We start from the raw sequence: 26,383 nt of genomic DNA on the forward strand, positions 1-26,383 counted from the left end.
GCGAACTAAGCCAGCAGCTTTGCCAAGCGTTCCACTGCCTGCTCGATCCGCTCATATTTGGCGGCATACGAAAACCGCACATGCCGCTTCGGCGCCGCGAACCCGAAATCGTCGCCCGGCACGATCGCCACTTCGGCATCCTTCAGCACCGCCATCCCGAACGCCGTGCTGTCGCCGGCATCCGGGTGCGCCAGCGCGCCGATGTCGGCATATACATAGAACGCCCCGTCCGGCAGCACCGGCACCTGGAAGCCGAGCTCGCGCAGCGCCGGCACCAGGAAGTCGCGGCGGCGCTGGAATTCCAGGCGGCGGCTTTCGAAGATGGCGATCGCTTCCGGCGTGAAGCAGGCCAGCGCCGCATGCTGGGCGATGGTGGGGGCGCAGATGAACAGGTTCTGGGCCAGCTTCTCGACGGTCGGCACCAGCGCTTCCGGCACCACCAGCCAGCCGAGGCGCCAGCCGGTCATGCTGAAATACTTGGAGAAGCTGTTGACGGTGATGATGTCGTCGCCGAAGGCGAGGGCGCTGGTCGGGCGCTCGCCGTAGGACAGGCCCTGGTAGATCTCGTCGACGATGGCGAAACCGCCGCGTGCACGCACGCCGGCCAGCAGCGCCGCGGATTGCGCCGCCGTCATTGCGGTGCCGGTCGGGTTCGAGGGCGAGGCGACGATCACGCCGCGCGTGCGTTCGTTCCAGTGGCGCTCGAGGTGGTCGGCGGTGAGCTGGTAGCGCGACTCGGGACCGGAGGGCACCAGCACCGGCTTGCCGCCGAAGCTGGTGACGAAATGGCGGTTGCAGGGGTAGCACGGGTCCGGCATCAGGACTTCGTCGCCCTCGTCGACCAGCGCGGCGCAGGCCAGCAGCAGGCCGGCCGAGGCGCCGGCGGTGATCACGATGCGGCGCGGATCGACGTCCTGGCCCCAATGGCTGGCGTACCAGCCGGAGATCGCTTCGCGCAGCGCCGGCAGGCCGAGCGACTCGGTGTACTGGGTGCTGCCGGCCTGGATCGCCGCCATTGCCGCGCTGGCGACCACGTCGGGGGCCGTGAAATCGGGTTCGCCGACGCTCATGCTGATGACGTCGCGGCCGGCGCGCGTCATCGCCGCGGCGGCCTTGACCATTTCCATCACGCGGAAGGGTTCGATGGCGTCGACGCGGCCGGCGACCTGCAGGGCGCGCGCAAGTTTGTTACCTGGATCGTTGGAAGACATCCCGTGATTTTATCTCATACCGGCGCCACCTGCTTGTCGACCAGCATGGCGGCGGCCCCCTGCGCCGGCAGCGGACGGCTGACGTAATAGCCCTGGATCTCGTCGCAATCGTATTTCTCCAGCTCGCGGATCTGCTCGACATTTTCCACGCCCTCGGCCACCACCTTCAGGTTCAGGCTGTGGGCCAGCCGGATCACGGCCTTGGTGATCAGCGCGTCGTCGCTGTCGTGCGGCAGGTCGCGCACGAAGGTGCGGTCGATCTTCAGCGCGTCCAGCGGGAAGCGCTTCAGGTAGGCCAGGCTCGAATAGCCGGTGCCGAAATCGTCGACCGACAGGCGCATCCCGAGCGCCTTGATGCGCGAGAGGGTCTCGACCGCCGCTTCCGGATTCGTCATCAGCATCGATTCGGTCAGCTCGAATTCGAGCAGGGTCGGCTCGACCCCGGCGCCGACCACGATACGTTCGATGGCGCCGGCCAGGTCGTCCTGCTGCAGCTGGCGCGCCGACAGGTTGATCGCCACCGGCGCCAGCGGCAGGCCGTCGGCTTGCCAGGCCTTGAGCTGGCGGCAGACTTCGCCGATCACCCATTCGCCGACCGGCAGGATCAGGCCCGTGTCCTCCAGGATCGAGATGAATTCCAGCGGCGGCACCAGCCCGCGCTGCGGGTGGTTCCAGCGCAGCAGGGCTTCGAAGCCGCTGACGGTAGCGCCGGCCAGGTCGAGCTTGGGCTGGTAGTGCAGCAGGAATTCGCCGCGCTCGAGCGCCTGGCGCAGCTGGGCCTCGGTCTGCAGGCGCAGCGCCGCGTTCTCGTGCATCGCCCGGGCGAAGAACTGGTAGGTGTTGCGGCCGTCGTTCTTGGCGCCGTACATCGCCGTGTCCGCGCTTTTCAGCAGGATCTCGGCATTGTCGCCGTGTTCCGGGTAGCTGGCGATGCCGACGCTGGCCGAGACGAACAGCTGCTGGCCCTGCAGGTAGAAGGGCTGGGCCAGCGACTGGATGATCTCGGCGGCGAGCGCGGCCGTGTCGTCGTCGCCGCTGACGTCCGGCAGCACCACCGCGAACTCGTCGCCGCCCAGGCGCGCCACCAGCTCGCCTTCGCGCGCGCAGGCCTGCAGGCGGGCGGCGGCCTGCACCAGCAGCTGGTCGCCGACGCCGTGGCCGAGCATGTCGTTGACGTTCTTGAAGCGGTCGAGGTCGATGAACATGACCGCCGCCCGGCGCCCTTGCGCACTGGCGCGCGCCAGCGCCTGTTCCAGGCCGAGCGCCAGGTGGCGCCGGTTCGGCAGGCTGGTGAGCGGATCGTACTGGGCCAGGTAGGTCAGGCGGTTGCGTGCATCGCGGCGCTCGATGGCGGTGGCCAGGATGTTGCCGATCCCGCGCAGGAAGGTGGCATCGTCGGGGCCGAAATGGCGCAGGCCGTCGTCGTACACGCCGATCAGGCCGAACGGGTTCTCGGCACTGCCGATGCAGGCGTCCAGGCCGCGTTCCAGGCCATGCTGCTCGGCCAGCGGCGCCATCCAGGGGCGCAGCGGCAGGTCGTGCGGCTGCGGCAGCAGAGCAGCGGCGGCCAGGTGCTGGCCCTCGGCCCCGGCCAGGCGGCCGGCGGCGGCGCGCAGCAGCACGCTGCCGTCGCCGGCGGCCTCGAACAGCGCGGCGCCGGGCGTGCCGAGGCCGCGCGCGGCGGCTTCGGCGGCTTCGGCAAACAGCTCGTCGAGATCGTTGTCGGCCAGCGCCTTGCGTCCGAGTTCCGCGATCAGGGTCTGGCGCTTGGCGTTTTCCACGATCGCGCGCTCGAATTCCTTGCGCTCGGTGATGTCGATGTCGATGCAGATATAGCGTTCGATGCGTTCGCCCTCGAACATCGGCACGATGGTGCGGCGCCACTGGCGCACGCCGTTGCGTCCGGCCAGCGCGACCTCGCCGTTCCACACCTGCGGGCCCGGCTGCCAGGCATGGTCGGGATCGGCCGGCCGGCCGACCGCGCCCAGCGGCATCCCGACCAGCTCGGCGCGCGTGAAGCCGCTGTTGGCCACGAACAGCTCGTTGACCTCGGCGATGCGCCCGCCGGTGTCGACCTCGCACACGATCGCCGCCTGGTCCATCGCGCTCTTGTGCTGCATCAGGGAGTTCATCAGCGCGTCGATGCGCTGGCCGAACTGGGCACGCAGGCTGTCGGCGCTGCGGTTGACGGCCTGGATCGCTTCCTGGATCTCGCTCGGGGCGTCGGCATGCAGCGCCGCCGCGGCCGTGATGCGGCCGGCGGCGACGTCGTTCTCGAAGGAGCGCAGGCGCCCGAGATTGTCGAGCCAGCGCCGCAGCAGGGTCCGCATCAGCGCCAGGCTGACCGCGAACACGATCAGCGCCAGGGCCGAGGTTTCCGCCACCATGGCCCACATCTGGGCAGCCAGCTTGCGCTCGTCGAAGGACAGGCGCACCACGCCGTAATCCTTGCCGCCGACGTTGGCGACGCGGTTGACGTCGTACAGCTTTTCGGCGACCAGGCCGCGCATCCAGTCCGGCGCCGCCTGCGACGGCGGCAGCGGCGGCGCTTCGAGGCGGATGCGGCCGCCGGCCACGTCGAGGAACTCGGCGCTCTTGAACGGCGACTGCACCAGCATCTTGCTGAGCGTGCGCCTGACGGTGTCGTAGTCGCCGATCACCGCGCTGTCCTCGATGGTCTGGGCCGCCACTTCGACCAGGGTCATGGCGCTGTCCTGGGTTTCCTCGATGTGCTGCAGGAACTGGTAGCGGTAGAACAGCGCCAGGCCGCCGGCCAGGAAGACCAGCATGGTCAGGCTGAAGACGGCGAAGATCCGTCCCATCAGGGAGCGTGGCAGCAGGTGCGGCAGGCGCGTCATCGGTCTCGGCTCAGCGCAGGTTGGCCGGCGCGTCCGCGTAGAACGCGCGGTAGCTGGCGTAGTCGGCGTCGCTGGCGGCGACGAAGGAGGTCGGCTCCGTCGCGTGCACCAGCTCGGAGCTGGCGGCCAGGATCTTGCGGCCTTCCGGGTCCAGGTGCATGGTCAGGAAGGCACGGGCCACGGCGCGCACCTCGTCGGCCGGCACGCGCGGGGACGCCATCAGCGCCAGCTCGTTGAACGGGGCTGAACTCCACAGCACCCGGAAGGCATTGCCTTCGCGCGCGCTCCAGTTGGCCACCAGCTGCGAGTTGGCGCCGACCGCCTTGACCTTGCCGGCCAGGAGCTGGGTGAAGGCGGCGTCGTGGTTGCCGGTGAATACGGGCGTCACCGGGATGTGCTTGCGCAGCAGCTGGGCGTAGGTGGTCTTGTAGGCGACCAGGGCTTCGGGACCGGGGAAGGCGACGGCACCGCCGGCCAGGTCGCGGATGTCGCGGATCGGCGAATCGGCCGGCACCACCAGCTGGCCCTGCACCGGCGGCGCGTTGCGGCGGCCGAACACGGTCCAGCCCATCTTCTGGCGATCGGGGCTGAACAGGTGGTTGGTGAAGGCGAAGTCGACTTCGCGCGCCAGCACGTAGCTGGTGGTGTCGGCCGACGTGCGGCCCAGTTTCAGGTTCAGGTGTACGCCGCTGCGCGCGGACACGTAGCGGATGATCGGGTTCCAGTAGCTGGCCGAGACCTGCAGGTTCCACTGGTTGACGGGCGAAAAATTATAGGTGTGCGAACCGGCTGCCTGGGGCGCGGCGGCGCAGGCCGGCATGGCGGCGACCGTGCAGGCGATGCAGAGCAGGGCGCGGACCCGGCTGGCGTAATGGAAGATGGTCATGATCTGGTTGCGTAAGGCCGGGCCGGCACAGGCGTGGGCCGGATAAGAGGAACCAATATAGCATATTTCTAGAATGCAATAAGTTTCGCCTTAGGGAAATTGACGAATTTACCGAAACCTCCAGGCGTTAGCGACATCCATACAACACTTCCTGGCCCCAGAAACATATGAATTGGGCATGACCGGAAAGAACGGACGTGCTAAAGTCGCAGGCGATCCAGGACAACGACAAGACAGGGAGCAGGGATGGGGATCGATGACGGCGCCGGCGAGGCGGACAGCGACGGGTCAGGCACGGCCCTGCATTTCCTGGCGGCCCCGGGTGAGCTCGGGGGCCTGATCCTGCGTTTCGACTGGTCGGCCACGCCGCTCGGTCCGCTCGCATCCTGGCCGCAAAGCCTGCGCACCGCGGTCAGCCTGATCCTGAATGCGCGCCACCCGATGTGGATCGGCTGGGGACCGGAAGCCACTTTCCTGTACAACGACGCCTACATCGACGTGCTCGGCGCCGCCAAGCACCCGTGGGCGCTGGGGCGCCCCGCGGCCGAGGTCTGGAGCGAGATCTGGGACGTGTGCGGCCCGCTGGCCGACAAGGTGTTCCAGCGCGCCGAATCGACCTTCGTCGACGCCGTGCAGTTGTTCATGCTGCGCGGCGACTTCCTCGAAGAGACCTGGTACTCGTTCTCGTACAGCCCGATCGTCGACGAGGCCGGCCGCGTCGGCGGCCTGTTCTGCCCCTCGTCCGAACTCAGTGCCAGTACCCTGAATGCGCGCCGCCTGTCCACGCTGTCGCGCCTGTCCGCCGATGCGCTGCGCCAGCAGACCGTGCTGGCGGCCGCCGCCACCGCGGTGACCACACTGGCCGACAACCCGGCCGACCTGCCGTTCGCCCTGCTGTACCTGACCGATGCCGCCGACATGGAGGCGGCGGGGCCGGTGCGTACGGCGCGGCTGGCGCAGGCGGCCGGCCTGCCGGCCGGGCTGGCGCCGGCGGCGATCGCATGCGATGGCGGCGGCGACCGTTTCGGCGTTGCGCAAGCCATTGCGCTGGGCCGGCCGGTGCCGGTGGCGCTCGACGGGATCGAAGGCATCCCGCCGGGCCTGGCCGGCAAGCCGGTGGGGCAGGCGCTGGCATTGCCGCTGGCGGCCCAGGGCGCGGCAGGCCCGCTCGGGGTGCTGGTGCTGGCGGTGAGCCCGGTGCGCCGCCTCGACGCCGACTACCGCAGCTTCTTCGACATGGTCGCGGCCCAGGTAACGGCGGCGCTGCAGAACGCCGGCGCCAGCGAGGCGCAGCGCCGGCGCGCCGACATGCTGGCCGAACTGGACCGCGCCAAGACCGATTTCTTCAGCAACGTCAGCCACGAGTTCCGCACCCCGCTCACGCTGATGCTGGGGCCGATCGAGGATGGCCTGGTGGACGCCGCCCAGCCGCTGCCGGCGCCCCAGCGCGCCCGTTTCGAACTGGTGCGGCGCAATGCGCTGCGCCTGGAAAAGCTGGTCAATACGCTGCTCGACTTCTCGCGCGTGCAGGCCGGGCGGATGGAGGCCGACGTGGTCGCCGTCGACCTGGCGGCCCTCACCGCCGACCTGGCCAGCGGCTTCCGCTCGGTGGTCGAAAGCGCCGGCCTGGCCTTCGAGGTGCGCTGCGCGCCCCTGGCGCCGCCGGCCCGCGTCGACGTCGCGATGTGGGAAAAGATCGTGCTCAACCTGGTCTCGAACGCCTTCAAGTTCACCTTCGAGGGCGGCATCCGGGTGACGCTGGAGCAGCACGGCATGCAGGCGCGCCTGGTGGTGGCGGACAGCGGCATCGGCATCGAGGCGGCCCACCTGGACAAGGTGTTCGAGCGCTTCCAGCGCGTCGCCGGCGCGCGCTCGCGTTCCTACGAAGGCTCCGGCATCGGACTGGCGCTGGTGCGCGACCTGGTCGAGCTGCAGGGCGGCAGCATCGCCGTCGCCAGCACGCCGGGACAGGGCACCGCATTCACCGTGACGCTGCCGCTGGCGCAGGATGCCCAGCTGACGCCGCTGGAGGTGGCGCCGGCGGCGCCGAATGCGCGCATGCTGGCCAGCTTCACCAGCGAAGCCGGGCGCTGGCTGCCGGACGCCCTGCAGGGCGAGGCCGGACCGGCGGCGGCGCCTGCTACGGACGCCGTGCTTTCTCTGCCGGCCGGGGTGGCGCCGGCGCGCGTGCTGATCGCCGACGACAACGCCGACATGCGCGACTACCTGGCGCGCCTGCTCGGCCAGCACTGGCAGGTCCGGCTGGCGGCGACCGGCATCGAGGCGCTCGAGATCGCGCGCCGCGAACGTCCCGACATCATCGTCTCGGACGTCATGATGCCGGGCCTGGACGGCTTCGGCCTGATCGCGCGCCTGCGCGCCGACCCCGGGCTGGCCGAGACGCCGGTGCTGCTGGTGTCGGCGCGCGCCGGCGAGGAAGCCCGCATCGAAGGGCTGGAAGCGGGCGCCGACGATTACCTGGTCAAGCCCTTCGCCGCGCGCGAGCTGCTCACCCGCATCGATTCGCAGCTGATGCGGGCACGCCTGCGCGCCATCGAGCGCGCCTCGGCCAGCCGCATGGCGGCGATCTTCCGCCAGGTGCCGGCCGCGATCGCGATCCTGCGCGGGCCCGAGCACGTCTATGAGCTGGCGAACGACAGCTACCAGGCCCTGGTCGGGCCGCGTCCGCTGGTGGGCCTGCCGCTGCGCGCCGCGCTGCCCGAGCTGGCCGGACAGGGTGCCTTCGAACGGCTGGACCAGGTGCGCGCCAGCGGTAAACCGTACGTGGGCCGCTCGCAGCGCAGCGACCTGGTGCGCGACGGCGTGCTGCAGGAATGCTATTTCGACTTCGTCCACCAGCCGCTGCTCGACGCCGAAGGCAAGGTCGAGGCCATTGCGATCGTCGCCTTCGAAGTCACGGAACTGGCGCGCGCACGGCGCGATGCCGAGGTCGCCAACGTCGCCAAGGACGAGTTCCTGGCGATGCTCGGCCACGAGCTGCGCAACCCGCTGTCGCCGATCCTGATCGCGCTCGAGCTGATCCGGATGCGCCGGCTGCCCGGCGCCGAGCGCGAACTGGCGATCATCGAACGCCAGTCCCAGCACCTGGTGCGCCTGGTCGACGACCTGCTGGACGTGGCGCGCATCGCACGCGGCAAGCTGGAACTGCGGCTGGAACCGGTGGAACTGGCGCGCCTGGTGGCGCTGGCGGCCGAAGCAAGCGCGCCGCTGGTGGCCGAACGCTGCCACCAGCTCTCCATCGACGTGCCGGCGCACGGGCTGCCGCTGAACGGCGACCCGGTGCGCCTGACCCAGGTCATCGCCAACCTGATCACCAATGCCGCCAAATACACCAACAACGGCGGCCGCATCCGCGTGCTGGCCCGCGCCGAGGGAGGCGAGGCGGTGCTGGTGGTGGAGGACGACGGCATCGGCATCGCCGCCGACATGCTGCCGCGCCTGTTCGACCGCTTCGTCCAGGAAAAGCAGGCGCTGGACCGTTCGCGCGGCGGACTCGGTCTGGGGCTGGCGATCGTCAAGGATATCGTGGCCCTGCATGGCGGCAGCGTGAGCGTCGCCAGCGCCGGTGCCGGCCACGGCAGCCGGTTCGAGGTGCGCCTGCCGCTGATCGAGGACCGCGCCGCCGCCGCCGCATCCGGCGCCGCGCCGCGCCCGGCGGCTTCGTCATCCGCAGGCTGCAGCGTGCTGCTGGTGGACGACAACCCGGACGTGCTGGAATCCACCGCCGCGCTGCTGCGCATGGCCGGCCACACGGTCACCACGCTGGCCGACCCCCAGGCCGCGCTGGCGCTGGCGGACCGTCTCGACGCGGCCGGCGCAGCGGGGCCGCAGGTGGCGCTGCTCGACATCGGCCTGCCGGGGCTGAACGGCTACGCGCTGGCGGCCGAACTGCGCCGCCGCGGCGCGTTCCGCGATACCGACTTCGTGGCGATCAGCGGCTATGGCCAGCCGGAGGACCGGGCACGCTCGCAGGCGGCCGGGTTCGCGGCGCACGTGGTGAAGCCGCCGGCGGCAGGGGAGCTGGCGGCCCTGCTGGAGACGCTGATGCAGCAGCGGCTGGCGTTGACCAGCAGCGCTTGATGTTTACGCGCCCGCGGGGTGGCGGCCGATCCAGTCGTCACGCCCCAGTTGGTGCACTGCCACTTCCTCTCCGCCCCAGCGCTGCAGCCCGGCATAGCGCATGCCCAGCTTGTCCATCACCCGCGCCGACCCCGCATTCCCCGGATGCCGGATCGCGCACAGCAGCGGCGCCTGCAGCCCCTCGAAGCCGTGCCGCACCAGTTCCCGCGCCGCTTCCGACGCCAGGCCCATGCCCCAGCGGTCGCGCCGCAGGCGCCAGCCGATTTCGTGCGGGTTGGCCGGGTCGTGGCCGAGGTGCTGGATGCAGCCGGCGCCCACCAGTTCGCCGCTGTCGCGCTCGATGAACGCCCACCAGCTGTAGCCCAGCGCGGCCCAGCGTGCCTTGACGCGGCCGATCGAGGCCAGGGTTTCCTCGGGCGTCTCGGGGCGTCCCAGCAGGTAGCGCTGGACCTCGGGATCGCGGTTCATGGTTTGCAGGCCGTCCAGGTGGACGGCGTCGAAAGGTTCGAAGCGCAGGCGTTCGGTGGTCAGTATCGTCATCTTCGCGGTCCATGAATGAAAAAAGGCGCGTCCGCGGACGCGCCTTCGATCATAGCAAATGTTCAAGCCGTCATTGATGGGCCTGGTGGGCGGCGGTCAGGCGCCGCACCAGCGGCAGCGCCACCAGCGCCAGCACCGTGCAGGCCACGGCGCCCATGCCCAGCTTGTTGAACAGGCTGGTATAGATCGGCAGGGTCTGCACCGGATCGGTGACGTCGCTCGGCACGCTGGCCAGGTTGGCGACCACGCCGCCCAGGTACTGCGAGATGCCGACGGCGACATAATATGCACCCATCATGAAGCCGCCCATGCGCGCCGGCACGTAGCGCGCGATCATCGCCAGGCCCAGGCCCGACACCAGCAGCTCGCCCAGCGAGTACAGGCCGTAGCCGATGATCATGATCCACGACGAGGTCAGGCCGTTGACGGCAAAGGCGCCGGCCACGCCGTAGGCGAAGAAGCCCAGGGCCACGGAGAAGAAGCCGAGCGCGAACTTGGCGGCGATCGACAGGTCCTTGCCCGAGCGGCCGGCGGCGGAATAGGCCCAGGCCAGCACCGGCGACAGCACCATGATCCAGATCGCGTTCAGGGCCTGGAACTGGGCCGGCGACCAGGTCCACAGGTGGGCGCCGAACACGCTGAAGTCGAGGTCGACGTTACGCAGCGCGAACAGCGACAGCGAGGTCGACATCTGCTGGTAGAAGATGAAGAAGAACACGATCTGCGCGGTCAGCACCAGCGCTGCGGAGAGGCCGGCGCGCTCGCTCGGTGCGCTCTTGCGGATCAGGTGGATGAAGATACCCAGCAGGACCACGCCGGCCGCGTACACGAAGGCGCGCGCCAGCGACTGGTATTCCAGGATCACGGCCGCCGCCGCGGCCAGCACCACGCCGCCGGCCAGCACCGCCAGCAGCTTGCCGGCGTCGACCGGGCGCTCGTCGGGCAGCGAACCGATGTGGGCGATGGTGGCGCGCATCAGCATCACGTTGAGCAGGCCGACCACCAGGCCGATCGCGCACACGGCGAAGGCGGCATGCCAGCCGAGCTGGTTGCCGTAGGCGGCGTTGACCGCATCCTTGATCCAGGGCGTGGCCAGCATCGAGACGGTGGAGCCGACGTTGACCGCCATGTAGTACAGGGTGAAGGCGCTGTCGATCTTGGAATCGTCGCCTTCGTAGATCTTGCGCACCAGGTTGCCGGCGTTCGGCTTGAACAGGCCGTTGCCGACCACCACCACGCCGAGGGCGCCGAACATGAACCAGGTGTTCTCGGACGGTACCGCCATCAGCGCATAGCCGAGCGCCAGGATGACGGCGCCGATGTAGGTGCTGCGGCGCGTGCCCAGCACCTTGTCGCCGATCCAGCCGCCGATCGCGGGCGCCACGTAGATCAGGGCGGCGGCGGCGCTCCACACCATGTTGGCGCGGCTGTCTTCGAAGCCGAGGCGCTGGACCATGTAGTAGACGATCAGCGCCTGCATGCCGTAGTAGCCGAAGCGTTCCCACAGTTCGATCAGGGCGACGGTCAGGAAGGAACGGGTCTGGGTGTAGGGGAGGGCGGGGGACAGCGGGGGGATTTCGTTTTTCATGGGACTCCAGGACGGTGGCCGGCGGCCTCGTGAGCCCGGCAATGCCCGGATGCTACGCGAGAGCCGGCGTTCGCGCAATGGTCCGTCCGGGGCGGGGCGCCCGTACTGACAGGCGTTATGCAGTTTCGATTTTTGTCGACGGCGGCTCGTTGTCGAATATAGAATGCGGAGCTCGCCTGTTCAATATGCCGATCCGCCATGAGAGTGCGTACCCACCTGACCTTGCTGGCCGCGGCCGTGTTCCTGCCCCTGATCCTGGGTTCGGCGATCGCCATCTCGCTGGTGCTCGACGCCGAACGCCATGCGGTACAGCGCAGCATGCAGGAGCTGGCACGCGCCACGGTACTGGCGATGGACCAGGAACTCACCGCGGCGATCGCCAGCGGGCAGGCGCTGGCGACCTCGGTGGCCCTGAACCGCAGCGACTTTCCGACCTTTTATGCGCAGGCGCGCGCGGCCAATGCCGGCAGCCCGCGCCATACGGCGCTGCTGCGGCCCGACGCCCAGCAGCTGTTCAATACGGTGCTGCCCTATGGCGAAGCGATCCGCGAGCCGACCGCCGCCTCGCGCCGGCGCGTGCGCGCCGTGCTGGAGCGCGACCGCCCGGTCATCTCGGACCTGGTGATCGGCAGCGCCTCGCGCCGGTACGTGGTGTCGGTGGAGCTGCCGGTGCGCCTGGCCGACGGCAGCCGCATGCTGCTCGATCAATGGGTCGAGGCGCGCCATCTGAACGCCCTGCTGCCGAAGGAAGTGCAGCCGTCCTGGATGGTGACGGTATTCGACCGCGACGCCAGCATCATCGCCCGCAACCGCGAGTGGAGCACCCACGTCGCCACCCAGCCGCAGGCCGACCTGCGGCAAGCCATCCTGTCGGGACGGGACACGGTAACCACCGAAGGCCGCGACGGCGAGCAGCTGGTGCGCGTGCTGGCGCGCTCGGCGCTGTCCGGCTGGACCGCGTCGGTGGCGGTGCCGGCGGCCGAACTGGAAGCCACCGCGGGACACGCGGTCAGCCTGATCGCCGCCACGCTGCTGTGCGCGGTCGGCCTGGCCTGCGTGGGCGCCTTTTTGTTCAGCCGGCGCCTGCTGGTCGCCACCGAGTACCTGGGCGCTGCCACCGAGGGCATGGCCGAAGGCTGGCTGCCGCCGCCGGCCGATTTGCGCATCACCGAGTTGAACAAGCTGCAGGCGGTGATGCAGGCGGTCTCCACGCGCCTGATCCGGACCGAGACCTCGCGCCGGCGTCACCTGGCCGAGGTGCAGGCGGCGCGCAGCAGCGCCGAAGCCCAGAACCGCGCCAAGGACGAATTCCTGGCCATGCTCGGCCACGAGCTGCGCAATCCGCTGGGCGCGATCAGCTCCGCGATCGCGCTGATCCAGATGGGCGTCAAGGGCGAGCAGGCCGAGCGCGCGCACCAGATCATCGGGCGCCAGAGCCGCCACCTGGCGCACCTGGTCGACGACCTGCTGGACGCCAACCGCGTCCTGAGCGGGCGCGTGACGCTGGCGCCGGTGCCGCTCGACCTGGCAGTCGCGGTGCGCGACGCCGCCATGACGCTGCAGGGCGCGACCGCCGAACACCGGGTCGAGCTGGCGCTGGCGCCGGTACGGGTGCAGGCCGATCCGACGCGGCTGGCCCAGATCGTCGGCAACCTGGTCGAGAATGCCGCCAAGTACACGCCGGCCGGCGGCCAGATCCGCATCACCACGCGCAGCGCCGGCGGCATGGGCGAACTCGAAGTGCTGGACGACGGCAAGGGTATCGATGCCGATCTGCTGCCGCGTATCTGGGACGTGTTCGTGCAGGGGAAGGTATTGAGCCGCGCCCAGGGCGGCCTCGGCATCGGGCTGGCGGTGGTCAAGTCGCTGGTCGAACAGCAGGGCGGCAGCGTCGAGGCGAACAGCGCCGGCGCGCAATGCGGCAGCCGCTTCACGGTGCGCCTGCCGCTGGCACCCGCTGCAACAGCCATTCAGCCGGACAGCGCGGCGCCGGGATCCGATGCGGGTACGGCGCTGCGCGGGCTGCGGGTGCTGGTGGTCGAGGACAACGGCGACCTGCGCGACATGATGTGCGCGCTGCTGCAGTCGCGCGGCAGCACCGTGCTGGGCGCGGCGGACGGGCGCAGCGCGATCGCGCTGGCCGCGCAGCAGCGGCCGGCGCTGGCCTTCGTCGACATCGACCTGCCCGACATGTCCGGCTACGACGTGGCGCGCGCGCTCCAGGCCCAGGGCGGGATCCGGCTGGTGGCGGTGACCGGCTACGGCCAGGCCGGCGACGTCCAGCGTGCGCTGGAGGCCGGCTTCGCGCGTCACCTGAAGAAGCCGGTGCGGCTGGAAGAACTGGAGCAGGCCGCTTTCGAGACGGGCGCGGCAGGCCACCTTGATACACTCTGATACAAATAGACTGCATGACCCTGCTTGCATTTGATCGTTCCGTGCGCCAGCTAACGTCTAAGGCTCAGCAGGCGCGCTAGACTGGAATCAAATCAAGAGAAGATGGGAGGCAATCATGACGTGGCTTACTGAAATGGTCAGGTATGTGGACGTGCTGGGCGATCCCCAGTTGACACCGAAAACGATCGACGGATTGCCGCCGTTCGCGCTGCAGCAGGCAGTCGACAGCCTCTTGCACGATGGCTGGATCAAGACCTTCGAGTACAACAAGGACGACGTCTGGATCGATTACGCGCGCATCGACCTGCGCAAGGGACGTTCCAAGCTGCGGCTGGAGTGGGACCCGGAAAGCGGCGGCAGCGTCGAGGGTCCGCGCGCGGCGCTCGACGACCTGCATGTGCTCGATCCGTGGACCCGGGTCCGGCACCTGCACTGAAGTACGGTAGTCGCGGACGGCTAGTCGTGGACGGCGAGCAGGCCTTGCCGTCCATGCGTTTCATCAAAACCGCTCGTCGGGGCCCAGATAGCGCCACTGCCCCGGCGGCAGATCCCCCAGCTTGACGCGCCCGATGCGGACGCGCTTCAAGCCCACCACCTTCAATCCCACCATGTCGCACATGCGCCGGATCTGGCGCTTGCGACCTTCCTTCAGCGTAAAACTCAACTGGTCGTCGTTCTGCCAGCGCACCTTGGCCGGCAGCAGTGGCTTGCCGTCCATCCAGAGGCCGTGGTTCAGCTTGCGCAAGTCCTCGTCCGGCAGCCGCCCCGGCTTGGTGTACTGCACCCGCACCAGGTATTCCTTTTCGATGGAAGTGTCCTGGCCGATCAGCTGCTTGGCGATGCGGCCGTCCTGGGTCAGCACCAGCAGCCCCGTGGAATCGATGTCGAGGCGGCCGGCCGGCACCAGCGAGCGCAGCTGGGTCGGGTGGAACTGCTCGGGCGACGGATCATCGGCCCAGCGCGCCTCGGGCTTGACCAGCACCACGGCCGGCTTGTAGCCATCCTCTGCCTGGCCGCTGACGTAGCCGACCGGCTTGTGGATCAGCACCGTCACGCGCTTGGACTGCTCGGCCGCGGCCTGGCGCTCCACGGTGATCTTCTGGTGCGGCAGCACCTTGCTGCCCAGCTCGGAGACCACCTTGCCGTCGACGCGGACCCAGCCCTTGGAAATCCAGTCGTCGGCTTCGCGGCGGGAGGAGAGTCCGAGTTCGGACATGCGTTTGGAGAGGCGTACTGGTTCGGTCATGGTTCGGTTTTACAGAAGCGAAAAATAGTGACGTCGCCCCTGCGGAGGCAGGGGCCCAATTTTGCTCGCATTACGGCTGCGCGTGCAACTTGGGGCGATAGCGCAGCTATTGCGCTTTCGCAGGGGCGACGGTCTTGCGTTTAACTCAAATCTTGAGCGCCTCGAACAGCTCGGTCTCCAGCTGCACCTGCACCCGCTGGTTGTGCAAGGCCTGCCCATCGACCAGGAACACGTCCTCGACCCGCTCGCCCAGGGTCATGATCTTGGCCGTGTGCAGGTTGATGCGGTAGCGCGCCAGCACGCTGGCGATCGAGTACAGCAGCCCGTTACGGTCGTTGGCGGCGATCGAGAGCAGCCAGAACTGGCCGCGTTCGTCCGGGCGCAGGTCGACCGTCGGCGTGATCGGGAAGGTGCGCGACATGCGCGACAGGCGGCCGCGCAGCGGCGGGCACAAGGGTTCCTGGCGCATCAGCACTTCGCACAGCTCGTGCTCGATCAGGTTGATGATGTCGCGGTAGCTGTTGGCGAAATGCTCGTCGGTGATCAGGAAGGTGTCGAGCGCGTAGCCGTCGCGCGTGGTGTGGATCTTGGCGTCCAGGATCGAGAAGTTCTTGCGGTCGAAGTAGCTGCAGATGCGCGCGAACAGGTCGGGCTGGTCCTTCACGTACACTGTCACCTGCAGGCCTTCGCCGATCGGCGCCAGGCGCGATTTCACCACCGGCTTGTCGAGGCCGAGGCGGCCGTACAGGCTGCGCGTCTGCCAGGCGATGTCGGAGGCGTCGTGGCGCAGGAAGTAGGCGACGTCGAGCTGCTTCCACAGCGCCTCGTGGGCATCCGGGGGCAGGCCGAACAGGCGCAGCGTGGCCAGCGCTTCCTGCTGGCGCGCACGCAGTTCGCGGTCGGCCGACGGCGGCTCGCCGCCCAGCACGCGCAGCGTGACCTTGTACAGGTCTTCCAGCAGCTTGGCTTTCCAGGCGTTCCAGACCTTGGGGCTGGTGCCGCGGATGTCGGCCACCGTCAGCAGGTACAGCGCGGTCAGGTGGCGCTCGTCCTTGACCAGCGCGGCAAAGGCCTGGATCACGTCGGGATCCGACAGGTCCTGCTTCTGCGCCACCTGCGACATGGTCAGGTGCTGTTCGACCAGGAACACCAGCAGCTCGGTGTCGTCCGCCGCGATCGCATGGTCGCGGCAGAATTCGAGCACGTCGCGCTTGCCGAGTTCCGAGTGGTCGCCGCCGCGGCCCTTGGCGATGTCGTGGAACAGCGCGGCCACGTACAGCAGCCAGCGGTCGCGGAAGTTGGCGATCAGCTGGCTGCAGAACGGGTATTCGTGCGCGTGTTCGGTCATCGTGAAGCGGCGCATGTTACGCACCACCATCATGATATGTTGGTCGACGGTGTAGACGTGAAACAAATCGTGCTGCATCTGGCCGATGATGCGCCGGAAGTTCGGCAGGTAGCGGCCCAGGATGCCCATGTCGTTCATGCGGCGCAGCGCGTGCACCAGGCCGGACGGCGCCTGCAGCACGCGCAGGAACAGCGCGCGGTTGGCCGGTTCGGCGCGGAAGGCGTCGTCGATCAGCGTGCGCGCATGCCACAGCGCGCGCATGGTGCGCGCCGTCATGCCCTTGATGTCGGGCCGCTCGGTCATCACCACGAAGATCTCGAGCACCGCGGACGGGTGGGCCTCGAAGGTGTCGTCGTGGGCGATGTCGATGAAGCCGCCGACCTCGTTGAAGCGCGGGTTGACCGGCACCGGGATCAGGGGCGTCGGGAACAGCTGGGCTTCGATGTTCTGCAGCAGGATGGTGTTCAGCTGGGTGACTGTCTTGGCGGCCCAGTAGTAGCGCTGCATCAGGTATTCGCTGGCGCGGCGCGCTTCCAGGCCTTCGCCGGTCGAACTCAGGCCGAAGGTCTCGGCGATCGCGGTCTGGACGTCGAACACCAGGCGGTCTTCGCGGCGCCGGGTCTGCAGGTGCAGTCGCACCCGGATGTCCTTGAACGCGTATTCCTTTTCCATCAGCTGGCGCGCTTCCTCGCGCGTGATCAGGCCGCGCATCGCCAGCTGGCCCCAGGAACTGGCCAGGCCGGCCGCCTTGGCCACCCACAGGATCACCTGCAGGTCGCGCAGCGCGCCCGGGCTTTCCTTGACGTTCGGCTCCAGGCTGAAAGGCGTGAATTCATACTTGGCGTGGCGCAGCCGCATCTCGGCGGTCTTGGCATGGAAGAAGGCTTGCGGGTCCATTGCCGCGTCGTAGCGGCGCTGCAGTTCCTCGAACAGGGGCTCGCTGCCGCATACCAGGCGCGCTTCCAGCAGGCTGGTCTGCACGGTGATGTCGGCCTTCGATTCCGTCATGCACTCGTCGACGGTGCGGATGCTGTGGCCGATTTCCAGGCCGAGGTCCCACAGCAGCTGCACGAACTGCTCGAGCCGGGCCTGGGTGATGGCGTCGGCCGGCTGGCCGAGCAGGATCAGGAGGTCGACGTCGGAATAGGGGAACAGTTCGCCGCGGCCGTAGCCGCCGACGCCGACCAGCGCCGTGTTGGCCGGCAGGCCGGCCGCGCGCCAGGCGTCGGCCAGCACGCCGTCGACACTCTGGCGCAGCGCGCGCAGCAGCTTCTCGGGCTTGCCGTCTTCCTGGAAGGCGGCGATGACGAGCTGGCGCTCGGACTTCAGGCGCCCCTTCAGCTGGAGCGGGAGTTGCTGGACGCTGGCGTCGGCGGTGGAGGGGCTGGACATGGATGCGCGCTGGGTACTCAGGCCGGGACCGCGTCCTGCGGGCGCACGATGGCCGGCGGCGGCGGGCTGCCGGCGGAAGTCGTCAGCACTTCATAGCCGGTCTCGGTGACCAGGATCATGTGTTCCCACTGGGCCGACAGGCTGCGGTCCTTGGTCTTGATGGTCCAGCCGTCCGGCATTTCGCGGATTTCGCGGCGGCCGGCGTTGATCATGGGCTCGATCGTGAAGATCATGCCGGCCTGGATTTCCTCGCCGGTGCCGGGGCGGCCGTAGTGCAGGATCTGCGGCTCTTCATGGAACACCTTGCCGATGCCGTGGCCGCAGAACTCGCGCACCACGCTGTAGCCGGCGGCTTCGGCATGCTTCTGGATCGCGTAGCCGATGTCGCCCAGGCGCGCGCCCGGCTTGACCTTCTCGATGCCGATCCACATGCATTCGTAGGTGATCTCGGACAGGCGGCGCGCCAGCTTCGACGGTTCGCCGACGAAGAACATGCGGCTGTTGTCGCCGTGGTAGCCATCCTTGGTGATGACGGTGACGTCGATGTTCAGCACGTCGCCGTTCTTGAGCACCTTGTCGCCCGGGATGCCGTGGCAGATCACGTCGTTGACCGAGGTGCAGACCGCTTTCGGGAACGGGGTGTAGCCTGGCGGCGCGTAGTTCAGCGGGGCCGGGATCGTGCCCTGCACGCTCACCATGTATTCGTGGCACAGGCGGTCGAGTTCGCCCGTGGTCACGCCCGGCTTCACGAAAGGCGTGATGTAGTCGAGCACTTCGGCGCCGAGGCGGCCGGCGATGCGCATGCCTTCGATGTCTTCCGGGGTCTTGATGGAGATGGTCATGATGGTCTTTCTTGTCCTGCAATCGTCGATGGGGGCCATTATATATGATGCGACTGGACGGCCGCAGGGGCGGCCGGCCGCTTCCGGAAGAGGATGCGGGTTCGGCGCGCTTGAAATCGGGCACGAATCCCGCTAGAATCTCGGGTTGCTCGTATCCACATCGGGCAATGTTGTAAAAACTGTCTTTTTACAGCCTTTTATTTATTGAATCGCGAATGCGGCCGACAAGGGTGCCTGTCACAGGTGTACCGGCCGTTATTCAAGACTTAACCCTGGAGAATCATATGTCCGTTACTATGCGCGAAATGCTGGAAGCCGGTGTTCACTTCGGCCACCAGACCCGTTTCTGGAACCCGAAAATGGCACCGTTCATCTTCGGTCATCGCAACAAGATCCACATCATCAACCTGGAAAAAACCATGGCGATGTACCAGGATGCGATGAAGACCATCAAGCAGATCGCTGCCAACCGCGGCACCATCCTGCTGGTCGGCACCAAGCGTCAAGCGCGCGACATCATCGCCGCTGAAGCCGCACGCGCAGGCGTGCCGTACGTCGACCAGCGCTGGCTGGGCGGCATGCTGACCAACTTCAAGACCATCAAGACCTCGATCAAGCGCCTGAAGGACATGGAAGCCGCGATCGAATCGGGTGAAGTCGAGAAGATGTCGAAGAAAGAAGCGCTGATGTTCTCGCGCGAACTGGAAAAGCTGCAGAAGTCGATCGGCGGCATCAAGGACCTGCAGGGCGTGCCGGACGCGATCTTCGTCGTCGACGTCGGCTACCACAAGGGCGCCATCACCGAAGCCGGCAAGCTGGGCATCCCGGTCATCGGCGTGGTCGACACCAACCACTCGCCGGAAGGCGTGACCCACGTGATCCCGGGTAACGACGACTCGTCGAAAGCGATCACCCTGTACGCACGCGGCGTCGCCGATGCGATCCTGGAAGGCCGTGCCAACGCGACCAACGAAGTCGCCGAGATGGTCAAGTCGGCTGACGACTTCGTCGAAGTCTCCGAGCAGGCGTAATAAACATAAGTAAGGCCACTGTTGCTTGCATGAGCGGCAAGCCGATCATGCAAGCAACAGACTAAGGGGGCGCCGAGCGCCCCTTTTTTTAAGCAGAATACGCGGTGGTGAAGCAAACGCACCCCGCATCCGTATCTAGAACGTCAATATTAGGAGAAACAACATGGCAGCGATTACTGCAGCGATGGTTGGCGAACTGCGCGCCAAGACCGACGCCCCGATGATGGAATGCAAGAAGGCACTGACCGAAGCCGAAGGCGACATGGCACGTGCCGAAGAGATCCTGCGCGTCAAGCTGGGCGGCAAGGCGTCGAAAGCCGCTGCCCGCGTGACCGCAGAAGGCGTCGTGGCTGCCTACGTGGCCGGCAACGTCGGCGCGCTGGTCGAAGTGAACAGCGAAACCGACTTCGTCGCCAAGAACGACGACTTCCTGGCCCTGTGCAACCTGGCTGCCAAGCTGGTCGCCGAGAACAACCCGGCCGACGTCGCCGCCCTGGCCGCACTGCCGGTCGACGGCAAGACCTTCGACGACGTGCGTACGGCACTGATCGGCAAAATCGGCGAGAATATGACCGTGCGCCGCTTCCAGCGTTTCGAAACCACCGGCAAGCTGGCTTCGTACCTGCACGGCACCCGTATCGGCGTGATCGTCGACTACGAAGGCGCCGACGAGCAGGTTGGTAAAGACGTCGCCATGCACATCGCCGCGATGAAGCCGGTGTCGCTGTCGTCCGAGCAAGTGCCGGCCGAACTGATCGAAAAAGAGCGTTCGGTTGCCCAGCTGAAAGCCCAGGAAGACGCGGATGCCGCGACTGCCGCCGGCAAGCAGCCGCAATCGGCCGAGATCGTCGCCAAGCGTATCGACGGTTCGGTCCAGAAGTACCTGAAGGAAGTGTCGCTGCTGAACCAGGCGTTCGTGAAGAACGACAAGCAGAGCGTCGAAGCCATGCTGAAGGCCGCCAACACCTCGATCAAGTCGTTCACCATGTACGTGGTCGGCGAGGGCATCGAGAAGAAGGTCGACGACTTCGCAGCAGAAGTCGCAGCCCAGATGGCTGCAGTAAAACAGTAATAAAAAGTAAGACACGACGGGCCGAAAGGCCCGTTTTTGTAACATGACGCGTTTGTAATGTAGTCGCACCCTCCGCATGGGTGACCCTCGTGCGCGCAACACCGAATTCGAAATATCTTTCTCTAGGAGCCCCATTCATGACAAAACCAGCCTACCAACGAGTCCTTCTCAAACTGTCTGGCGAAGCGCTGATGGGCGACGACCAGTTCGGCATCAACCGCGCCACCATCGAACGCATGGTCGCCGACGTGGCCGAGGTGCAGAAGCTGGGTGTGGAGCTGGCGGTAGTGATTGGCGGCGGTAACATCTTCCGTGGCGTGGCGCCGGGTGCGCAGGGCATGGACCGCGCGACCGCGGACTACATGGGCATGCTGGCCACCGTCATGAATGCGCTGGCCCTGGCCGATGCCATGCGCCAGCAGGGCATCACCGCGCGCGTGATGTCGGCGATCGGCATCGAGCAGGTGGTCGAGCCCTACGTGCGTCCGAAGGCGCTGCAGTACCTCGAAGAAGGCAAGGTCGTGGTGTTCGCGGCCGGCACCGGCAACCCGTTCTTCACCACCGATACCGCCGCCGCGCTGCGCGGCTCCGAGATCTCGGCCGAGATCGTGCTGAAGGCAACCAAGGTCGATGGCGTATATACTGCCGATCCGAAGAAGGACGCCAACGCGACCCGCTACGAGTCGATCTCCTTCGACGAGGCGATCACCAAGCAGCTGCAAGTGATGGATGCGACCGCGTTCGCCCTGTGCCGCGACCAGAAGCTCCCGATCAAGGTGTTTTCGATCGTCAAGCCCGGCGCGCTCAAGCGCGTGATTATGGGCGAAGACGAGGGTACACTGGTACACGTTTAAAAATAATATTGTTATTGCATCAAGGAGAGCAGCATGTCCGTCGCTGACGTGAAGAAAACCGCCCAGGACAAGATGGCCAAGTCCATCGACACCCTCAAGGCCGACCTGGCCAAGGTCCGCACCGGCCGCGCCCACACCGGCATCCTCGACCACGTGATGGTCGACTACTACGGTTCGCCGACCGCGCTGCCGATGGTGGCCAACCTGACGCTGATCGACGCCCGTACCATCGGCGTCACGCCCTACGAGAAGAAAATGCTGAACGCCATCGAAAAGGCGATCCGCGATTCCGACCTGGGCCTGAACCCGTCGACCTTCGGCGAAATGGTCCGCGTGCCGACCCCGGCCCTGACCGAAGAGCGCCGCAAGGAAATGGTCAAGCTGGTCAAGTCGGAAGCGGAAGACGGCAAGATCGCCGTGCGCAACGTGCGCCGCGATGCCAACGAGCAGCTCAAGAAGCTGGTCAAGGACAAGGCCATCTCGGAAGACGACGAGCGCCGCGCGTCGGAAGACGTCCAGAAGTTGACCGACAAAGCGATCGCCGATATCGACAAGATGGTTGTCGAGAAAGAAAAAGAGATCATGACGGTGTAAGATGGCGGGTGAGGGCGCCTGCGCCCTCCCTGTCGCGAGGCGGACCGGCCAGGATAGCCTGGTCGGTCCGTTCCCTATTGGGGCTGTTCCTTCTGTTTTGCTTGCAGCCCATTTTTATCGCCGTGTTCCCTGATTTATGATTTTCAAAAGTTCGACCACCGCAGTACCCGACGCGCCGACGGTGCCGCGCCATATCGCCATCATCATGGATGGTAATGGCCGCTGGGCAACGAAACGGCTGCTGCCGCGTGTCGCCGGCCACGTCAAGGGCGTGGACGCCGTGCGCAAGATTGTCGAAAGCTGCGTGGATCGCGGCGTCGAGTACCTGACGCTGTTTGCATTTTCCTCGGAAAACTGGCGCCGTCCGGCCGACGAGGTGTCTTACCTGATGGGCCTGTTCGTCAGCGCGCTAGAGCGCGAAGTGGCGAAGATGCACGCGAATAACATCCGCCTGAAAGTCGTCGGCGACCTGTCGCGCTTCGACGCCAAGCTGCAGGACATGATCGCGAATGCCGAGCGCCGCACCGCCGGCAACACCCGCCTGACCGTCAGCATCTGCGCCAACTACGGCGGCCGCTGGGACATCATGCAGGCCACCAGCAAGATGATCGCCGCCAATCCGGGCGTGACCGAATTCACCGAAGAGATGCTGGCACCGCACCTGGCCATGGCCTACGCACCCGAGCCGGACCTGTTCATCCGTACCGGCGGCGAAGAGCGCATCTCGAACTTCCTGCTGTGGCAGCTGGCCTATTCCGAGCTGTACTTCACCGACACCTTCTGGCCCGATTTCTCGCCCGCGTCGCTGGACACCGCGATTGCCTCCTACCAGAGCCGCGAACGCCGCTTCGGCCGCACCGGCGAGCAAGTTTCCAACAACGCCAAGACAAGCTGATGCTGAAAACCCGCGTCGTCACCGCCATCGTCCTGCTGGCCATTTTGTTGCCAGTACTCTATTTCAACAATTTCACGGCGTTTGCGCTGGTGGCGACCGTGTTCTTCGGCGCCGCGATCTGGGAATGTTTCCGCCTGTTCAATCCAGGCACCCAGAACGCCCACATCATCGCCATCATCTGGACCGTGGCCTTCGGCATCGCGCTGCAGTTCGGAAAGCTGAACACGGCCGTGTGGGCCGCGCTCAGCCTGGCGTTGTGGATCGCGCGCTTCGTGCCGTCGCTGAAGACCGGTCTGCCCGCGCTGGGCACGCCCGCGAACACGCTGCTGAGCCTGGTCTACGGTTTTGCCGTGGTCGGCTGCTTCGCGTCCATCGTCGACCTGTTCTCGCATTCGCCGTGGTACCTGCTGTCGGTGATGGCGATCGTCTGGGTAGCCGACATCGGCGCCTATTTCGCCGGCAAGGCCTTCGGCAAGCGCAAGCTGGCGCCGACGATCTCGCCGGGCAAGTCGTGGGAAGGCGCGATCGGCGGCGGCATCGCGGTCCTGGTGATCGCGTCGCTGACCGTCGCCTTCGGCGGTCCGGCGTTCGCCGACACCTTCGCGGTGCGTGCCCAGCACACCTTCGGCTGGCCGGCCCTGATCGCGATCCTGGTGCTGATGACGGCCGCCAGCGTGGTTGGCGACCTGTTCGAATCCCAGCTCAAGCGCCGCGCACAGATGAAGGACAGCAGCAACCTGCTGCCCGGCCACGGTGGCGTGCTCGACCGTATCGACGCCCTGATCCCGGTCTTGCCGCTCGCAGCCCTGATCGGCTCGCGGCTGTAATCTTCCGCTTCGACATGGACGCGGCATCAAGGCGGCTTCAGGTTTTTGCAACTTCGGTGCAAAATCGCTGTCTCTGCAGTCTGGCCGATCTTTTCTGCTGCGTCCTCTAATGGAAATCCCCATGCAACGCATCACCATCCTGGGCGCCACCGGCTCGATCGGCGTCTCGACCCTTGACGTGCTCGCGCGTCATCCCGAAACCTACCGCGTGGCCGCCCTCAGCGCCCACGGCCGCGTCGACGAACTGGCGGCCCAGTGCCGTCAATTCCGTCCGCAACGCGCCGTGGTCGGCTCGGCGGAGGCGGCAACGCGCCTGCGCGAACTGCTCGCCGGCCTCGACATCGACGTCGACTACGGCGAGCGGGCACTGTGCGAGATCGCCTCCAGCGCCGACACCGACACCGTGATGGCGGCCATCGTCGGTGCCGCCGGCCTGGCGCCGACCCTGGCCGCCGCCCGCGCCGGCAAGAAGGTCCTGCTGGCCAACAAGGAAGCGCTGGTGATGTCCGGCCAGCTGTTCATGGACGCGGTGCGCGAGCACAAGGCGACCCTGCTGCCGATCGACAGCGAGCACAATGCGATCTTCCAGTCGCTGCCTGCCCACTATGCGCGCGATCTCGACGCTGCCGGCGTCTCGAAGATCCTGCTGACCGCGTCCGGCGGCCCCTTCCTGCAACGCGCGGTCGAGACGCTGGAGCATGTGACGCCGGAAGAAGCGTGCAAGCATCCGAACTGGTCGATGGGACGCAAGATCTCGGTCGACTCGGCCACCATGATGAACAAGGGCCTGGAAGTGATCGAGGCCCACTGGCTGTTCGGCGCCCCGGCCGACCGCATCGAGGTGCTGATCCATCCGCAGAGCGTGATCCATTCGATGGTGTCCTACGCCGACGGTTCGGTGCTGGCGCAGCTGGGTAACCCCGACATGCGCACCCCGATCGCGCACGCGCTGGCCTATCCGGAGCGCATCGTGTCGGGCGTGGCGCCGCTCGATCTCACCGCCTGGTCGGCACTGCAGTTCCACCAGCCCGATTTCGCGCGCTTCCCCTGCCTGGCACTGGCTTTCGACGCCTTGCGCGCCGGCGGCACCGCGCCGGCCCTGCTGAACGCGGCAAACGAAGTCGCGGTGCAGGCCTTCCTGGACCGCCGCATCGGCTTCCGCGACATCGACCGCGTGGTACGCCGCGTGATGGACGACAACCCGCACGGCGCCGCCTCCAGCATCGAGGCCGTGATGGCGCAGGATGCACGCGCGCGCGCGGCCGCCGAAGCCATCGTCTCGGCGCATTGATTCTATTGAGGGAGTAGGGCAATGAATGTCATTCAGATGGCGCTGGCCTTCGTGCTGGCGCTCGGGCCCCTGGTCATCTTCCATGAGCTGGGCCACTACGCGGTGGCGCGCCTGTGCGGCGTCAAGGTGCTGCGCTTCTCGATCGGCATGGGCCGCGTCGTGTGGTCGCGCCGCTTCGGGCCGGACCAGACCGAATGGGCGGTGTCGGCGCTGCCGATCGGCGGCTACGTCAAGATGCTCGACAGGCGTGACCCGACCACGGGTCCGGTTCCTGATGCCGATGTGGCGCGCGAGTTCACCGGCCAGAACGTGTGGAAGCGCATCGCCATCGTTGCCGCCGGCCCGCTCGCCAACTTCCTGCTGGCGATCGTCGTCATCGCCGGCCTGTACATGCACGGCAAGGACGAACCGGGCACGCGCCTGGGCGCCATGGCGACCAACAGCGTCGCTTACCAGGCCGGCATCCGCGGCGGCGACGCCGTCACCGCCGTCAACGGCCGGCAGGTACAGGCCTGGACCGAACTGCGCTGGGAAATCATCCGCGCCGCCATGGACAAGCGCGAAGCCGACCTGACGCTGCGCGGCGCCCGCGGCGACAGCTACCGCGCGGTGCTGCCGGCCGCGCGCATCGCCGCGCTCGACGTCGACAGCGACGTGATGACGCTACTGGGCATGCCGATGTGGCGCCCGCGTCCGTCGATCGACCAGGTCTTGCCCGACGGTCCCGGCGCCCGTGCCGGCCTGCGCCAGGGCGACGTGCTGGTGGCGGTCGACGGCAAGCCGCTGGCCGACTTCGTCGACTTCAAGCGCGCCATCGGCGCCGCCCCCGGCCGCGCCGTGCAGCTCGACCTCGAGCGTGGCGGCCAGCCGCTGCGCGTGACCTTGACGCCGGAGCGCGAAGCGCGCAGCGGCGAAGGCCTGGCGCGCGTGATGCTGGCCCAGTCGCCCGAGATGGTGACCGTGCGCGCCGGCCTGTTCGACGCGCTGGGACGCGGCGTGCAGCGCACCTGGGAGACCGCGACGCTGACGCTCAAGATGATCGGCAAGATGATCGTCGGGGAAGCGTCCTTAAAGAATGTAACAGGCCCGATCACCATCGCCAAGGTCGCGAACCAGGCCGCAAGCTACGGCGTAGAGCCATTTCTGGAGTTTATTGCCTTTGTCAGTATCAGTCTTGGCATAATGAATCTGTTACCAATTCCCATTCTGGATGGTGGCCATTTGCTGTATTATTCGCTGGAAGTTTTGACCGGACGCCCCTTGTCCGAGCGCTTCGCCGAGATGGCGCAGCGGGTTGGGGCGGGCCTGCTGTTCATGCTGATGGCGCTTGCCGTCTTCAACGACCTGGTGCGGCCGCTTTGAAAAAGGGACATCGATACGGGTTCCCTGGCTCGAGGCGGCATAAGCGCGGGC

Annotated in this window: 19 protein-coding genes; 11 read left to right on the top strand and 8 right to left on the bottom strand. The window is 67.2% G+C overall.

Translation table 11 applies throughout. The features are described 5' to 3' along the window. Nucleotides 1-5: 5 nt before the first annotated feature. Genes FBX97_RS24415 through FBX97_RS24425 form a run of 3 tightly spaced genes read right to left on the bottom strand, consistent with a single transcriptional unit; the run spans nucleotide 6 to nucleotide 4,955 of the window. Nucleotides 6-1,211: a pyridoxal phosphate-dependent aminotransferase gene (locus FBX97_RS24415; protein ID WP_141837598.1), complete on the bottom strand. Its 1,206-nt coding sequence runs from the start codon at nucleotides 1,209-1,211 to the stop codon at nucleotides 6-8. Nucleotides 1,212-1,225: 14 nt separating this feature from the next. Next, nucleotides 1,226-4,069 carry an EAL domain-containing protein gene (locus FBX97_RS24420; protein ID WP_141837600.1) on the bottom strand — a complete coding sequence of 948 codons (2,844 nt, stop codon included), beginning with the start codon at nucleotides 4,067-4,069 and terminating at the stop codon, nucleotides 1,226-1,228. A gap of 10 nt (nucleotides 4,070-4,079) precedes the next feature. After that, a complete protein-coding gene (locus tag FBX97_RS24425; RefSeq protein ID WP_221631866.1) occupies nucleotides 4,080-4,955 on the bottom strand; it encodes a phosphate/phosphite/phosphonate ABC transporter substrate-binding protein in 876 nt (291 codons plus the stop codon). Between the two features lie 246 nt (nucleotides 4,956-5,201). On the opposite strand from FBX97_RS24425, the gene FBX97_RS24430 reads away from it, so the two are divergent. Further along, nucleotides 5,202-9,056, top strand: coding sequence for an ATP-binding protein (locus FBX97_RS24430; protein ID WP_141837601.1), 3,855 nt, complete (start codon nucleotides 5,202-5,204; stop codon nucleotides 9,054-9,056). 3 nt (nucleotides 9,057-9,059) lie between these two features. On the opposite strand, the gene FBX97_RS24435 is transcribed toward FBX97_RS24430, so the two are convergent. Beyond that, the gene (locus FBX97_RS24435) at nucleotides 9,060-9,596 is read right to left on the bottom strand and encodes a GNAT family N-acetyltransferase (RefSeq protein WP_141837603.1); all 537 of its coding nucleotides are present in this window, start codon (nucleotides 9,594-9,596) and stop codon (nucleotides 9,060-9,062) included. A 70-nt stretch (nucleotides 9,597-9,666) separates the two neighbouring features. After that, complete coding sequence (locus tag FBX97_RS24440; protein WP_141837605.1) at nucleotides 9,667-11,184, bottom strand: peptide MFS transporter; 1,518 nt, start codon at nucleotides 11,182-11,184, stop codon at nucleotides 9,667-9,669. A gap of 198 nt (nucleotides 11,185-11,382) precedes the next feature. Between FBX97_RS24440 and FBX97_RS24445 the strand changes: the two genes are divergently transcribed. Both FBX97_RS24445 and FBX97_RS24450 read left to right on the top strand, forming a co-directional pair. After that, nucleotides 11,383-13,578, top strand: coding sequence for an ATP-binding protein (locus FBX97_RS24445; protein ID WP_141837607.1), 2,196 nt, complete (start codon nucleotides 11,383-11,385; stop codon nucleotides 13,576-13,578). Between the two features lie 115 nt (nucleotides 13,579-13,693). After that, a complete protein-coding gene (locus FBX97_RS24450; RefSeq protein WP_141837609.1) occupies nucleotides 13,694-14,014 on the top strand; it encodes a hypothetical protein in 321 nt (106 codons plus the stop codon). A 63-nt stretch (nucleotides 14,015-14,077) separates the two neighbouring features. Here the strand turns inward: FBX97_RS24450 and FBX97_RS24455 are convergent, their stop codons facing one another. The 3 genes from FBX97_RS24455 to map all read right to left on the bottom strand — a co-directional run bounded on the left by FBX97_RS24455 (nucleotide 14,078) and on the right by map (nucleotide 18,409). Beyond that, nucleotides 14,078-14,824, bottom strand: coding sequence for a pseudouridine synthase (locus FBX97_RS24455; protein ID WP_141837611.1), 747 nt, complete (start codon nucleotides 14,822-14,824; stop codon nucleotides 14,078-14,080). Between the two features lie 145 nt (nucleotides 14,825-14,969). Next, entirely contained in the window at nucleotides 14,970-17,564 is a 2,595-nt protein-coding gene (locus tag FBX97_RS24460) for a [protein-PII] uridylyltransferase (RefSeq protein ID WP_141837613.1), read from the bottom strand. Nucleotides 17,565-17,581: 17 nt separating this feature from the next. After that, a complete protein-coding gene (gene map / locus FBX97_RS24465) occupies nucleotides 17,582-18,409 on the bottom strand; it encodes a type I methionyl aminopeptidase (RefSeq protein ID WP_141838132.1) in 828 nt (275 codons plus the stop codon). Between the two features lie 281 nt (nucleotides 18,410-18,690). On the opposite strand from map, the gene rpsB reads away from it, so the two are divergent. The 8 genes from rpsB (at nucleotide 18,691) to rseP (ending at nucleotide 26,332) form a co-directional block, all read left to right on the top strand. After that, nucleotides 18,691-19,437 carry a 30S ribosomal protein S2 gene (gene rpsB / locus FBX97_RS24470; RefSeq protein ID WP_141837615.1) on the top strand — a complete coding sequence of 249 codons (747 nt, stop codon included), beginning with the start codon at nucleotides 18,691-18,693 and terminating at the stop codon, nucleotides 19,435-19,437. A 163-nt stretch (nucleotides 19,438-19,600) separates the two neighbouring features. After that, entirely contained in the window at nucleotides 19,601-20,509 is a 909-nt protein-coding gene (tsf, locus tag FBX97_RS24475; protein WP_141837617.1) for a translation elongation factor Ts, read from the top strand. A 137-nt stretch (nucleotides 20,510-20,646) separates the two neighbouring features. Continuing rightward, a complete protein-coding gene (gene pyrH, locus FBX97_RS24480) occupies nucleotides 20,647-21,363 on the top strand; it encodes a UMP kinase (RefSeq protein WP_141837619.1) in 717 nt (238 codons plus the stop codon). Nucleotides 21,364-21,396: 33 nt separating this feature from the next. Next, a complete protein-coding gene (frr, locus tag FBX97_RS24485; RefSeq protein ID WP_141837621.1) occupies nucleotides 21,397-21,957 on the top strand; it encodes a ribosome recycling factor in 561 nt (186 codons plus the stop codon). A gap of 136 nt (nucleotides 21,958-22,093) precedes the next feature. Further along, nucleotides 22,094-22,852 carry a polyprenyl diphosphate synthase gene (gene uppS, locus FBX97_RS24490; protein ID WP_141837623.1) on the top strand — a complete coding sequence of 253 codons (759 nt, stop codon included), beginning with the start codon at nucleotides 22,094-22,096 and terminating at the stop codon, nucleotides 22,850-22,852. After that, nucleotides 22,852-23,679, top strand: a complete 828-nt coding sequence (locus FBX97_RS24495) for a phosphatidate cytidylyltransferase (RefSeq protein ID WP_141837625.1) — start codon at nucleotides 22,852-22,854, stop codon at nucleotides 23,677-23,679. Before uppS ends, FBX97_RS24495 begins: the two co-directional genes overlap by 1 nt. Nucleotides 23,680-23,800: 121 nt before the next feature. Next, nucleotides 23,801-24,970, top strand: a complete 1,170-nt coding sequence (ispC, locus tag FBX97_RS24500; RefSeq protein ID WP_141837627.1) for a 1-deoxy-D-xylulose-5-phosphate reductoisomerase — start codon at nucleotides 23,801-23,803, stop codon at nucleotides 24,968-24,970. Nucleotides 24,971-24,991: 21 nt separating this feature from the next. Beyond that, complete coding sequence (gene rseP / locus FBX97_RS24505) at nucleotides 24,992-26,332, top strand: RIP metalloprotease RseP (protein ID WP_141837629.1); 1,341 nt, start codon at nucleotides 24,992-24,994, stop codon at nucleotides 26,330-26,332. The last annotated feature ends 51 nt before the right edge of the window (nucleotides 26,333-26,383 follow it).

This window comes from Herbaspirillum sp. SJZ107 (assembly GCF_006715485.1).
Lineage (GTDB): Bacteria > Pseudomonadota > Gammaproteobacteria > Burkholderiales > Burkholderiaceae_D > Telluria.

Coding starts and splice junctions, on each gene's coding strand:
- rseP (WP_141837629.1), top strand. CDS start 24,992: ATGAATGTCATTCAGATGGCGCTGGCCTTCGTGCTGGCGCTCGGGCCC.
- FBX97_RS24425 (WP_221631866.1), bottom strand. CDS start 4,955: ATGACCATCTTCCATTACGCCAGCCGGGTCCGCGCCCTGCTCTGCATC.
- FBX97_RS24435 (WP_141837603.1), bottom strand. CDS start 9,596: ATGACGATACTGACCACCGAACGCCTGCGCTTCGAACCTTTCGACGCC.
- rpsB (WP_141837615.1), top strand. CDS start 18,691: ATGTCCGTTACTATGCGCGAAATGCTGGAAGCCGGTGTTCACTTCGGC.
- FBX97_RS24415 (WP_141837598.1), bottom strand. CDS start 1,211: ATGTCTTCCAACGATCCAGGTAACAAACTTGCGCGCGCCCTGCAGGTC.
- FBX97_RS24460 (WP_141837613.1), bottom strand. CDS start 17,564: ATGTCCAGCCCCTCCACCGCCGACGCCAGCGTCCAGCAACTCCCGCTC.
- FBX97_RS24495 (WP_141837625.1), top strand. CDS start 22,852: ATGCTGAAAACCCGCGTCGTCACCGCCATCGTCCTGCTGGCCATTTTG.
- FBX97_RS24455 (WP_141837611.1), bottom strand. CDS start 14,824: ATGACCGAACCAGTACGCCTCTCCAAACGCATGTCCGAACTCGGACTC.
- pyrH (WP_141837619.1), top strand. CDS start 20,647: ATGACAAAACCAGCCTACCAACGAGTCCTTCTCAAACTGTCTGGCGAA.
- FBX97_RS24450 (WP_141837609.1), top strand. CDS start 13,694: ATGACGTGGCTTACTGAAATGGTCAGGTATGTGGACGTGCTGGGCGAT.
- FBX97_RS24430 (WP_141837601.1), top strand. CDS start 5,202: ATGGGGATCGATGACGGCGCCGGCGAGGCGGACAGCGACGGGTCAGGC.
- frr (WP_141837621.1), top strand. CDS start 21,397: ATGTCCGTCGCTGACGTGAAGAAAACCGCCCAGGACAAGATGGCCAAG.
- FBX97_RS24420 (WP_141837600.1), bottom strand. CDS start 4,069: ATGACGCGCCTGCCGCACCTGCTGCCACGCTCCCTGATGGGACGGATC.
- uppS (WP_141837623.1), top strand. CDS start 22,094: ATGATTTTCAAAAGTTCGACCACCGCAGTACCCGACGCGCCGACGGTG.
- FBX97_RS24445 (WP_141837607.1), top strand. CDS start 11,383: ATGAGAGTGCGTACCCACCTGACCTTGCTGGCCGCGGCCGTGTTCCTG.
- ispC (WP_141837627.1), top strand. CDS start 23,801: ATGCAACGCATCACCATCCTGGGCGCCACCGGCTCGATCGGCGTCTCG.
- FBX97_RS24440 (WP_141837605.1), bottom strand. CDS start 11,184: ATGAAAAACGAAATCCCCCCGCTGTCCCCCGCCCTCCCCTACACCCAG.
- tsf (WP_141837617.1), top strand. CDS start 19,601: ATGGCAGCGATTACTGCAGCGATGGTTGGCGAACTGCGCGCCAAGACC.